This is a genomic window from Butyricimonas sp. Marseille-P2440 (assembly GCF_900091675.1).
GTDB lineage: Bacteria > Bacteroidota > Bacteroidia > Bacteroidales > Marinifilaceae > Butyricimonas > Butyricimonas synergistica.
Window position 1 is genome coordinate 513,216 of sequence record NZ_LT594608.1, and the last position, 12,065, is coordinate 525,280.

Annotated in this window: 7 protein-coding genes; 2 read left to right on the forward strand and 5 right to left on the reverse strand. The window is 42.4% G+C overall.

Going from position 1 to position 12,065, the window contains the following annotated elements; translation table 11 throughout:
* Positions 1-11: 11 nt before the first annotated feature.
* Both BN8899_RS05770 and BN8899_RS05775 read left to right on the forward strand, forming a co-directional pair.
* Entirely contained in the window at positions 12-704 is a 693-nt protein-coding gene (locus BN8899_RS05770) for a DUF4843 domain-containing protein (protein ID WP_065218672.1), read from the forward strand.
* A 16-nt stretch (positions 705-720) separates the two neighbouring features.
* Positions 721-2,370 carry a PKD-like family lipoprotein gene (locus BN8899_RS05775; protein ID WP_065218673.1) on the forward strand — a complete coding sequence of 550 codons (1,650 nt, stop codon included), beginning with the start codon at positions 721-723 and terminating at the stop codon, positions 2,368-2,370.
* Between the two features lie 95 nt (positions 2,371-2,465).
* On the opposite strand, the gene BN8899_RS05780 is transcribed toward BN8899_RS05775, so the two are convergent.
* From BN8899_RS05780 to BN8899_RS05800, 5 genes are all read right to left on the reverse strand, one after another.
* Positions 2,466-2,882 (reverse strand): lipocalin family protein, encoded by a 417-nt coding sequence (locus BN8899_RS05780; RefSeq protein WP_065218674.1) that lies wholly within the window; start codon positions 2,880-2,882, stop codon positions 2,466-2,468.
* Positions 2,883-2,915: 33 nt separating this feature from the next.
* Positions 2,916-5,618 (reverse strand): S9 family peptidase, encoded by a 2,703-nt coding sequence (locus BN8899_RS05785; protein ID WP_082986918.1) that lies wholly within the window; start codon positions 5,616-5,618, stop codon positions 2,916-2,918.
* Between the two features lie 30 nt (positions 5,619-5,648).
* Positions 5,649-7,973 carry a S9 family peptidase gene (locus BN8899_RS05790; RefSeq protein ID WP_065218676.1) on the reverse strand — a complete coding sequence of 775 codons (2,325 nt, stop codon included), beginning with the start codon at positions 7,971-7,973 and terminating at the stop codon, positions 5,649-5,651.
* A gap of 5 nt (positions 7,974-7,978) precedes the next feature.
* Positions 7,979-10,297 carry a S9 family peptidase gene (locus BN8899_RS05795; protein WP_065218677.1) on the reverse strand — a complete coding sequence of 773 codons (2,319 nt, stop codon included), beginning with the start codon at positions 10,295-10,297 and terminating at the stop codon, positions 7,979-7,981.
* Between the two features lie 113 nt (positions 10,298-10,410).
* Complete coding sequence (locus BN8899_RS05800) at positions 10,411-12,063, reverse strand: PKD-like family lipoprotein (RefSeq protein WP_065218678.1); 1,653 nt, start codon at positions 12,061-12,063, stop codon at positions 10,411-10,413.
* Between the last annotated feature and the right edge of the window lie 2 nt (positions 12,064-12,065).

The following is a 12,065-nucleotide window of genomic DNA, read 5'->3' on the forward strand; positions in this document are numbered from 1 at the left end:
CAATATAGAATATGAGGAAACATATTATTTATATATGCTTGATTATCGCAGGGATGTACGCCTGCAATACAGAGGAGGTTAATGTTTATTCCTCCCCGAGATATTTGTTCTTTCAGGATTCCTTGAAGGGTTTGGATTCTGTCAAATTTTCTTTTTCCCACTATCCCGGAGAGACGAGTCATGATGCCTCTTTTTACATCGCCCTTACCGGATTGCCAGCGGAAGAAGACCTCGAATATGAATTGCAAGTGGTAGACTCCCTGACAACCGCCTTAGCTGAAGATTACGAAATGCCACAAGGATTACTGTTCCCGGCAGGAGAAACATTGAGCACGTTAAAAATACGCTGCAATGGTACCCGCGAAGCTTTAAAAACGCAACAAGTTCATGTGACGTTTAAAATCGCCGCAAATAAAAACTTCTCTCCCGGTTTATCCGGCAAACAAATGATTCGCATTATCTTCAACAATATTGAAAGCAAACCCCTGTGGTGGGACGGTGATTTAGAAAAATTAATCTTAGGAGCGTATTCGCCCAACAAATTCAGGCATTTTATCATCGCAACAGGTAGAAATGACCTTACGGGAATAAGTTTGTCGGAAGCTCGCGAATTGACAATGAAATTCAAGGTTTATTTGATTGAAAACAATATCATGGAGGATGACGGCAAAACACCTATGGTAAATGGCATTCCTGTTTATTAATAAAAAATAAATGACTATGAAAAATAAATATACTCTATTTTTGTTCCTAGCATTATCCGTATTCATGGGGTGCTATGATGACAAAGGGAACTATGATTACGAAAAGTTAAACGACATTGAGATTTTATTCACTCCAGAAGTAGCTACACATCAAATAATTGGCGACACAATTAGGGTATATCCCAAATTCAAATACGCCCTCAATGACAGTTCTGATTTAAAATTGAAATATGAATGGACTTACGCAAATAAAGTAATCAATCAAGAAAGGGAGCTTGTTTGGGTTCTTGATACTCACGTTCAGCATAAACTTGTCTTACGGGTGACCAACGTAGAGAATAATTTGACTTACATACAATCTGAAACAATAATTCCGACTACTATTTACACGTCAGATAAAGGTTACCTTGTGTTATCCGAAAAGGGTGGACAATCAATACTTTCCTATATCGTGCGAAGATATAAAGAAGATGAAGACGGAGATTATATCCAAGACGAGTTCGGACGGGACATACAGGAATTTGAGGTAATCGAAGATGTATATTACAAAGAAAACAAAGAAGTATTGGGTTCTCACCCTCTTTTTCTCCAAGAACATATAGCCCATATATATCCTTCAGACGGACATGTTATTGTTTTCCAAGAAGGAGGACAAGGATCTGTCGATTTAGACGGAACTACTATGCTTAAAGACATCTTACTCGCCGATGCTTTTATCGGAGGGGCTTACCCGGAGGATTTTCATCCTGTAAATGCAGAAATGATGGTTTACACGCACATGATAGAAAACTATGACGGAAAAATTTATTCCAAAATTAAAGATTCATATGACCTATTCCAAAGCGGTTATTATATTCATACCCCTTTATATTTTGAAAACAAAGAAGTGCGGGGAAATCTCATCAACTCACAACGAGACCAAGATAAACCTTTCACGTTGCTTCTTTCAAGAGGTACACCGGATGAACCAGAAAATCGTCTTTTATTAATACACGACATCCGAGATAAATATGACGACCTCTATTCATCCGGTAAAGTAGTTGCTTTACCAACCCCCAAGAACGGATGGCCGGAAAACTTTAAACCTTTAACAGATCTTGGCGATTCCAAAGTATTACACATAGGTTACATTCGTCCTAGTGGCTGGGGAAAAACGGCTGGTTATACCATGTTTCTGAAAACCTCTGACGGCACGTACCAATATCAATATTTTGAAATAGAACGAGAATATAGCGGGGAGGGCTTATCTTATCCACAAGGAAAAGTTCCCGGTTCCGATAAAAACTCCGAAATACTATTCTCATCCCCTATGACGTCCCCTGTTCCCTTAGAAGAATGCGTGTTCTGCACGCTTGCTTCCAGTCAAAACAAATATGTATTCTTGGCACATGGCAAAGAGATCTACTTCATGGATAGAGATGTGCCTCAAAATGGGATCAGGCACTATTACACTTGCAAAGGAAATGTTGTTGACATGAATGGACGTACATACTCTGGAGATGAAATGATCATTGGTTTGGACAATGGCGGAGTTCTGCTATTGAACACGAAAAACGCAAAACAATTAAGTTCAGATGCAGAAAAATTCCTTTGGGAATCGGACTCCAAGGTTGACTTAGGAAAAATAGTGGATGTAACTCTCAAAGTTGGAGGAGTTGTATCCTGAATTAAAATTACCTAAATAGAAAATAATATAAAACATCAAGCAAGAGCCCGCCTGACAAAAAGAAAAGTCAGGCGGGCTTCTTACATCTTGCAATACTACTCTTGTGACTGCGTATTCACGGGAACTCGTTCTTTAATAATCTTCGAATTCAAATACAAAAAAAGAAGCCGGGGAGCTGATTCCCGTGCCACAAGGCATAAAGAATCGGCATTCAAGAGATCAATCTTCTCTTTTGTTTCGTAAACTTCTCTCTCGCCATTCTCCGTTAAACTAAAGCCTTTTATAAACAAATACCCTTCATTAATATTCCAGGATTTCAAGTCTAGGCTCGGGATATTAATCGCTTCACACACGCCACCTTTCTTAAAACGAAACCCTTTTAATTCCCCGGTCGACTCGTAAGTGTAGGGATTGCACCATTCCCCGATAATTTTCTTCTCCATTTCTTTTTGCGGATCACTGGCACAAGCCAAACAAAGTAAGGCAAAACCTATACATAACAAATTTCTCATTTTATTTTGGATTAAAATTACTATTTCAAAAATTTACTTCATCAAATCATATTTTTGATCGAAACCACGCTCATTCGCGTGAATCCCTTCCTTCATCCAACGAGGCATCGGGCTACCCTTCAGGTAATGATCAAAAAACTGTTTCATCCGGATCGTCCAATCCGCCTCTGCCGCTTTATTGTACAAGAAATGTCGTTCTCCCTTGTAATTCAATAACCAAGCGGGTTTCTGCAAACGTCGCATGGCTAGAAATAAATTCAATCCCTCGGAATAGGGGACAGCCTCATCCTTGTCACAATGGAATATCAACAGAGGGGTCTGTATTTTATCGGCATTCAAGATGGGAGAATGGCGAAGATACATCTCTTTGTCTTCCCACAGGGATTTACCCAAGCGACTCTGCGTTTCCTCGTACATGAACATCCGGGGCATCCCGCTACCCGCGCGAATACCGGTATACGCGGAGACCATACTGGATACGGCAGCCCCCGGACTGGCACAAGCAAACATATTCGTCCGGGTCACCAGATAAGCAACTTGATAACCTGACCAGCTATGCCCTTGTATGCCGATACGATCCTTGTCGGCAATACCGTTGTCAATAAGCCATTGTGTCCCGCTGACCACGGCATCATAACAACTTTCGCCGGGAGCACCTACTGTAAAATGAATATCCGGCATAAACACAACGTATCCGTTGCTGACGTAAGAAACGACATTCAGCATCCCGCTGCTCCAAGTGGGTACGACATATTCATGCAAACCCTCGGTATGAGTCTCGTAGAAGTTCACGATGACGGGGTAGCGTTTGCTCGAGTCATAATTCTCCGGCAAATAAAGCAAGCCGGCATTTTCTTTCCCCCCGTAATTCATCCACTTGATCAATTTCACGGTTCCCCAGGCATAATCTTTTTGTTGCGGGTTTACATCCGTTATCCGCACGGGACGGGTAAAGGTCAAATCACTCCACCATAAATCACGGGATTCCGTGTAACTCTGCCGGGAAAAAATACAGTATTTCTCATCATCGGACCGTTGGTTGATTGAAAGGGAATAAGCCCCTTCAATCAATTTCTTTATTTTCCCGTTAGGTGAAAAACGATAAATTCCTTCATCCCGATTATCCAGGTTCACGGAAGTCATCAAAAAGCCATTTTCCAGATCGATCATCTTATCGTCGTAATCATTTTTCAACCGACGGAATTGCCGACCCGTGGCTCGCCCATACCTATTCGTCAATGAATAGACTTGTTCCCGACCGGTCAGGTCTACTACCCACATATCATAACGATCGTACAGGACAACTTGATTCCCGTCTTTCGTCCACCCGGCAATACCGTAAGCATCGGCAGGCTTGGGAAGGTCGTGCCATTCGTTATAGACGGGATAACCTATTCCCCCGGAGATATTCACCCGTTCACGGGTTGCCGGATCAATTTTATACCAGGCCTTTCCCAACGCATCATACCACAAAGCATACTTACCGTTCGGACTCCATACCGGTTCCTCGTAAGCATTCCGCTCAAAGAGCACCGTTTCACCCGTGTTCAGATTGACCAAGTAAATATCCGCGTTAATATCGCTCTTCCAGTCGGCAAAACGCTTATAGGGCGTTTTATCCAGGGTAAAAGCATAATCGTATTGGTTACTCTCCGGTAAAATCAACTTTTCCATTTTTTGATTGGTTACCCGGCAGCACGTCCTCGTGTCGAGATTATAAGCAAATTTCACGTTGCTTGCCCTGTAATTACCACTTCGCTGTTGAAGAGACGAAACCTCATCATCCCAAGTCCATAATTCCAACTCGAAGCGGGCGTCTTTCTTCCCTTGCTTTTTTGCCGGTTCCCGGTACACGGTATCCACATCCAAAATAATCCGGTTCCCGTTATCAGACAACCGATAAGCCCTTCCCCGCCATATATAGTTTTCAGGGAATTGCACCTGTTCCCAATCCACTAAAAGCCGACACTCTCCTTCCGGCAAAGAAAAAGAATAAAGCAGATTGGGATTTTTGCTTCTCAAAGAATCAGAAGCGACGGCAAAGGTTCCCTGCATCTGGTGAGGCAATAACGAATAATCTTTCAACACCTTCCCCCTATCCGAAAAAATAACGACAGGCTTCCCTCGCAACGGACGGTAGCACAAAGACTTGTAATCCCCATGATTCTTGATATAAACCATGGATTTATGCCCTTTCAGCAAAATACAATTTTCGACACTATCCATCACGATGGAATCGTTCGTCCCGATGTTCCGAAGTACCCACCTTTTCATATCCGGTTGTTCCTTGTCTATCGGATAGGAATAAGTAATCAATTCTGATGTACTGTATTCACTGAAATCATATTCTCTATCCCAATAAATCTTTTTCATATCCCGCAAACGCAACAAAAAAGTCGAATCGCGGGCACAGGAGTCCGATTCGGAAGCAGCCACCGTGTAACGCAACCATTTCCCGTTCGCGAAGAAGGTAGGTCGAACAACGTGTTTAAGCTCTATTTTTACTTTTTTCTCCGGGTGATATAAATAGGTCACCGGGGGCAACGTGTCATGGTCGGAATCGATATAAACCAATCGGTATGTCACCCATTTCCCGTCATCCGAGAGATTGGGAGCATCCACTCTTCGCCATAATTTATATGCCGCCGTGTCCAAAGCCCTTTTCTGGGCAAGTCCGATTTCCCCGCCCAAAAGGATCGACAGGAAAATTATTCCGCATTTAATCAATTTCATCATGATAGCTTTAACATTCCATACTTTAGGGATTTATCTCTTCATAAAGTAATCCAGGTCTGTCTGATAGTCCGCAGAGGAATCCCCTAAAAGCAAACGAGCAAAGTGATGCCACAGCTTTCGTTCATAAAACACCTCGGCATCTCCACTAAACCCATGATCCTGCCCAGGAAGCACCAGCATATCAAAATGTTTACCCGCTTCAATCAAGGCATTTACCATACGATAAGTGTGTGCAGGATGAACGGTCTGATCCATATCGCCCGTCACGAGCAACAAGCCGCCTTTATAATTTTTTGCCAAATCCATATTCGTTTTACTGGATGTATGGAACGTGATCTCCTCATATTCCTTGCCTAAAGAGTCTTTTACTATTTTCTTCCGTTCCTGTACTCCAAAATGAATCTCTACCCACCCTTTGTTATACATATTGTTATCATGATTCCCGGCTGAAGCTACAGCCGCAGAGTAAAACTCCGGGTAAGTACAAATCGCCGCTGCTGCCATAAATCCTCCCCCGGAATGACCGTAAATACCCACCTTTTTCTTATTGATAAAAGCATAACGATCCGCTAACTGTTCTATTACATATTTATCGTCAGCCAAAGGATAATCTCGTTGATTTCCATACCCGAAGGCGTGATAGTATTTCCCCCGCATTGGAGAACTTCCCCGGTGTCCCACGGTAATGACGATAAATCCTAACTGAGCCAAACGGGTATTCAAGGCATCATTGATCGTAAAACGAGTGGGAACATATTCAAAGAATGGACCGGGGTACACGCAAGAAATAATCGGGTAAGATTTCGTGGTATCAAAATCGACAGGTTTCCACATCACCCCGTACAGATCGGTAACCCCGTCAACCGCTTTCACCGAAAAACGCTCCGGAGCTTTCCATCCCATCTCGTACAAACGATGCAAATCAGGTTCTTCCAAAGTCATTATCACTTTCCCTTTCCGGTCGCGAACCACATTCCGGGGTTTCATATCCACACGAGAGTATCCATCCACATAATATTCACTCGAAGGAGATATCGCCACATTATGCGTCGCATCTTCCGGCGTCAGGCAAACCAGTTTATTCTCTTTGTCCAAATCTGCCCGATACAAGATATAATAATAAGGATCAATCCCTTGCTGCCGTCCATATCCATAAAAATAGATCTGCCGGCGAAGAGTATCCACTTTAATCAAGGGGCTAGCAACCCAAGCTCCCGAGGTAACCTGATTTTTCAAATTCCCGTCTTTGTCATACAAATAATAATGCCCCCAACCGCTACGTTCCGAGCGGAACAGGATCTCTTCGCCATCATTGAGAAAAGCGATACTTCTCATCTGATAATCCAAATAAGGTTTATTCTCCTCGTGAATAAGCGATTTCACTTCCCCGGTTTCAACATTGACCATACAGATATCCGCTTCATCCCACGTGCGTTTGTATCTTTGAAGATAAAGGCGTTTGCCATCATTGCTGCTATAAACAATATCCACGTATTGATCTGCCCAACGGGTAATATCAATCTCCCGTACCACCCGTGATTCCGCATCCCCGATAAGCAACGTATATTGTATCACGTTTTTATCTCCCGCCATTTCGTACTTGTATGTTACTAATTTCGGACGAGGCTGGGCGAGTACATCTACCAGCCACATATCATTCACTTTTCGGGAATCCTCCCGCAACGCATAAAATTTGTTTCCTCTTTTAAACCATTTGGCACTACATAGGAAACGCCCATCCTGTTCCCCTTCATCCTCACGGTTAAAAGAGTAATTCTTCTCACCATCGAAAGTCAATTGTATTTCTGTCGTGTCCTTCCCTTTTAGCGGATTACCGACAAGATACAGGTTATGACGCTTGGCGAATAGCATATAACTGCTATCCGGAGAATAGTACATCCAATAAGGAGTCGAATCGATCGTTTTTTCACACTCCCAACGTTTCAATTCTTTTGTACGAATATTATAGGTATAATCTTGACGATCAAAATAGAACCGGAAAGTTTCCTTGTCCAAAAATTTCACCTCAATATCCAAATTCTTGTGGTTATACGGTTTTCTGGTAATCTCACTAATTTTAGACACCAATTCAACATTATCGAACAATAATTTTTTGATCTTCCGCTTGGGATCCACCCAGTAATAATTTTTCCCCTCCTCTGTCCGGAAAGAATAATAAAAACAATCGGTTCCCTTAATAAAATTCGGTCTTACCAATAATGTATTCTTCGTTATCGGAGCTTGCGTGATCTCCCGCATACGTTCCGCTAACTCGTAATTTGCCTTTTGTTGCGCAAATCCCGTAACACAAAAAGCAATTAAAAATATAACTATCAGCAATTTATTCATTTTCATACCCTCTATCTTTCAATTGTACTTTCATAATCGGCAGACGAATCCCCCAGTAAATATTTCGCGAAATGAGCCCACAACTTTCGTTCAAAGAAAGCATCGGCATCTCCCCGGAAACCATGCCCGTTTCCGGGCAACACGATCATATCGAAGTTTTTCCTTGCCTTGATTAAGGCATCGACCATTCGCAAGGTATTCGCGGGATGCACGTTTTTATCCATATCGCCCGTGACCAATAACAAATGCCCTTTTAAACGTTTCGCCAATTCCATGTTCGTCGGCACTTTACAAGAATAGGTGTATACCGTACTGTCCTGCCCGTCTTTACCTTTCACGGTATCGACAGACTCACGAACACCATGATAGATTTCAGACCATCCCCGGTTAAATATATTATTATCATGATTCCCCGCAGAAGACACCGCGGCAGTATAGAAATCCGGATAAGTACAAATCGCAGCAGTAGCCATGAATCCTCCCCCGGAATGACCGAATATCCCGACCTTGGTAATATCGATGTAAGAATAACGATCAGCCAATTGTTCTATGGCATACTTATCGTCAGCCAAAGGATAATCCCGCAAATTACCATACCCGTACCGATGATAAAATTTTCCCCGTAACGGACTTCCTCCCCGATGCCCCACGGACATCACGATAAAACCGAGTTGTGCCAACCTCATGTTATAACTGTCATCCAAGCTAAACGAAGTATTCACGTATTCAAAAAACGGACCGGGATACACGGAGGAAATTATCGGATACTTCTTGTTCGGGTCAAAATCCGCAGGCTTCCACATAATGCCATATAAATCTGTTATTCCGTCAGCCGCTTTCACGGTGAAACGTTCCGGGGCACGCCATCCCATCTCTCGCAAACGCCGGGTATCCGGTTTTGCCAGTTCCATAATTACTTTCCCCTGATTATTTTTCAATACAATTTTAGGCTCCATATCTACCCGGGAGTATGTATCCACAAAATAACGCCGGGAAGACAGGAATGAAGTATTATGCTGGGCATTCTCCGGAGTCAACAACGTAACACCCTCCCGATCTATGTGAGCTTTATAAAGGATGTAATAATAAGGGTCTACCCCTTTTTCCCGTCCATATCCATATAAATAGAGCGTGCGTCCCACGGTATCGATAGCGGCTATTGGTCCGGCTACCCACGCTCCGGAAGTAATCACATTTTTCAATCGTCCTTCCCCGTCATAGTGATAATAATGTCCCCACCCCGTTCGTTCGGAGCGAAACAGAATATCTTTTCCATCATTCAATATCACGGTATTCTGCATATGATAATCCCGATAGGGCTTATCTACTTCATGTATCAATTCCTTCACCTCTAGGGTTTCCGTGTTCACCACGCAAATATCTACCTCATCCCACGTGCGTTTAAAACGCTGGAAGAAAAGTTTATCCCCTTTCTCCCCAGGTTGGATCACTTGAATATACTGATCCGTCCATTTATCGGCAGGCACCCGGTTAGCTGTCTTTTCCCCGGCATCGATAATCCATAGCTCGTACTGGCATAAATCCTTTTCGCCGGGCATCTCGTAACGATATTTTTCCAAAGTGGGACGCTTCGTCAACGAGTTTATCACGAACATATCCTGCAACTTCCGGCTATCTTCCCGCACCACGTAAATATGTTTGGAATCTTTAAACCATCGGGCATTGGTTTCCGCCTCTCCCTCTTTATCCTCCTCGGGATCCCGCGCGAAAGAATAATATTTTTCTCCATCAGTCGTTAACTGAATCTCCGTGGTATCCATGCCCTTATATTTGTTCCCTTTCACGTACAGATTATGGTTTTTAGCATATAATATATATTTCCGGTCCGGCGAGAAAGTCATCCAAGAGTATATGACTTCGTTGTCTTCCTCTGAATTTTTCTTTTCTTCTAACGCCCGAACTTTTTTCGTCTTAAAATCAAATTCATAATGACCATCCATCGAGAAGGTCATTTTGGACAAATCTTTGGAAAACTCCATACCAGAGATTCTCAAATCTTTCTCGTTATAAGCTTTACGAGTAATCCGGCTCACTCCTTGAGCTATATCCGTGGGATTAAAAAGCAACCGTTTCTCTCCTTTTGCCGGATCGACGAAATAGAAATTCCTTCCGTCTTCCGTGCTGAATTCAAACCAAAACTTGTCCGTATCATTGATTTGCCGGGGGAATATACCCATGCTGTATTTTCCGACCAAGCTACCAAATGAAACATTCCGTAATTTTTCTGCCAACTTATAATTTGCCTTCTGTTGGGCATTTCCGCTCACGAACAACAATAGCAATGACAACAATACAAATACCCTTTTCATATCATCGATTGATTTACATACAATTAACAAACAACCCACTCTTTTTTTTACACACGAAAGAAGATACGAAGGGAGCTATGCTCCCTCCGAAATCAATATACTGAAACAACATATTAATACAAACCGCCAGACCCCGGTCGACTTCCGTTACCAAATTTATACTCGATATCCACAATCTCCCCGAAGCCGTCTTTATGATATAATTCCACGAACTCAGCAGTCTGCTCCGCATTATCATATTTCACTTCAAAAACATAGACTTCCCCGGACTTTAAGGCAACAGCCAGATGAGCGTTGAGCGTCTTGTAATATGTGTCATAATCCTTCACGGCAAGCCCGACAATTTCAGAATTAAACACCGGAAGAGAAGCGAAATTAAAAATAAACTTATCCCAATAATTATAAATATTCAATTTGTTGCCGGAAGCGACCACCAATAATTCCTGCCAAGGCAACAATGCCGCACACCGATAATCGTTCATGATGGAAGCGGGCAATTCCCCATATTCACTCGACTCGACAATCATCTTATGTCCCGGCTTATATGAATAATTCGCTCTGTTGAGTTCATAACGATGCCAATAATAATTCCCGTTCTGACGAAGGATTGAAAAGTAGGCAGGAGGAGCATAATATCCACCCGCTCCATTCGCCCAAGCATGAAACACGAACTCTCCTTCCACATTTTTAAATAAAAAAGGATGCTCATCCTGGGAGAGATTTACTAATTCCAGATAAGAACCAATGTGATTTGCAGGCAATATAGTATAACTATTATCATCTCTAGCACATTCCCCATCATCCATAATTCCGAAATAAGTATTATTCTCGTCAATCCCGACAATCAGGAAGTTTCCATAGTTGTCACCCTTGAAATACGGCAATAATGCTTTTACTTTCTTACCGTTCAAACTAGGATCTTTCAAATAAAATCCGGAATGCAAATCAATAGCAACCGAAAGATTAGCCAGATAAATATAGTTGTCGGCACTTAACAGCCACTTCCCGCCATAACTCAACACGGCATCCACCGGGTCAAAATTATCCGGGACTCCATCAAAAAATTCATTCTTCGCGTACCCGACCGGGATCAAATCATTCCCATCCAATTCGACAGTCCCGCTCTCCTGCAAAACCATCACTTCATCTTCCACGGCAATTCCAGGAGCCGTCGGATAAATAAAATTTTCGACCAATTTACGAGGTCCCTGCCCCAAACCGGGCACAACATTCATAGCTTCCCCTACATAAACGACGGTATCCTTTGATTGTTCTTTGCCATCAACAACCACTATCTTTGACTGCTTTTTGGATAAAATCAACGACAATTGGGAGTCGTTACCCGCAGATCTGGATAGAATCATCCAGCCGTTTTTCCATGGGGCAACAACCGCCACTTCAATTTCCTTGGAAAACGTGACACCACTTTTATTATCCGTTGCACAGAATAACAAGACAAAATCACCCAACTGTTCTGCCCGATACGTGTAATTCAATTGATCGCTCAACAAAGTCATTTTCTCTTCTTCCCCCAAATACCATGCGTAAGAAGCATCCGGATTCAACGTATCGATAGAAAAACGCACCTCTGGTTCAAACCTGATTTCCTCATCGGGATACAATGTATATTTATTCTTTACATTTTTCACTCCGTCCTTATCCCAATTTTCAAAATCATTCAAATCCTTGTAATCGTAGTTGCTTTTATCATCCAAGCAACCCACCGTAAATAATAGAATGAATATATATATCAAATTCTTTTTCATAA

Coding starts and splice junctions, on each gene's coding strand:
- BN8899_RS05770 (WP_065218672.1), top strand. CDS start 12: ATGAGGAAACATATTATTTATATATGCTTGATTATCGCAGGGATGTAC.
- BN8899_RS05775 (WP_065218673.1), top strand. CDS start 721: ATGAAAAATAAATATACTCTATTTTTGTTCCTAGCATTATCCGTATTC.
- BN8899_RS05780 (WP_065218674.1), bottom strand. CDS start 2,882: ATGAGAAATTTGTTATGTATAGGTTTTGCCTTACTTTGTTTGGCTTGT.
- BN8899_RS05785 (WP_082986918.1), bottom strand. CDS start 5,618: ATGATGAAATTGATTAAATGCGGAATAATTTTCCTGTCGATCCTTTTG.
- BN8899_RS05790 (WP_065218676.1), bottom strand. CDS start 7,973: ATGAAAATGAATAAATTGCTGATAGTTATATTTTTAATTGCTTTTTGT.
- BN8899_RS05795 (WP_065218677.1), bottom strand. CDS start 10,297: ATGAAAAGGGTATTTGTATTGTTGTCATTGCTATTGTTGTTCGTGAGC.
- BN8899_RS05800 (WP_065218678.1), bottom strand. CDS start 12,063: ATGAAAAAGAATTTGATATATATATTCATTCTATTATTTACGGTGGGT.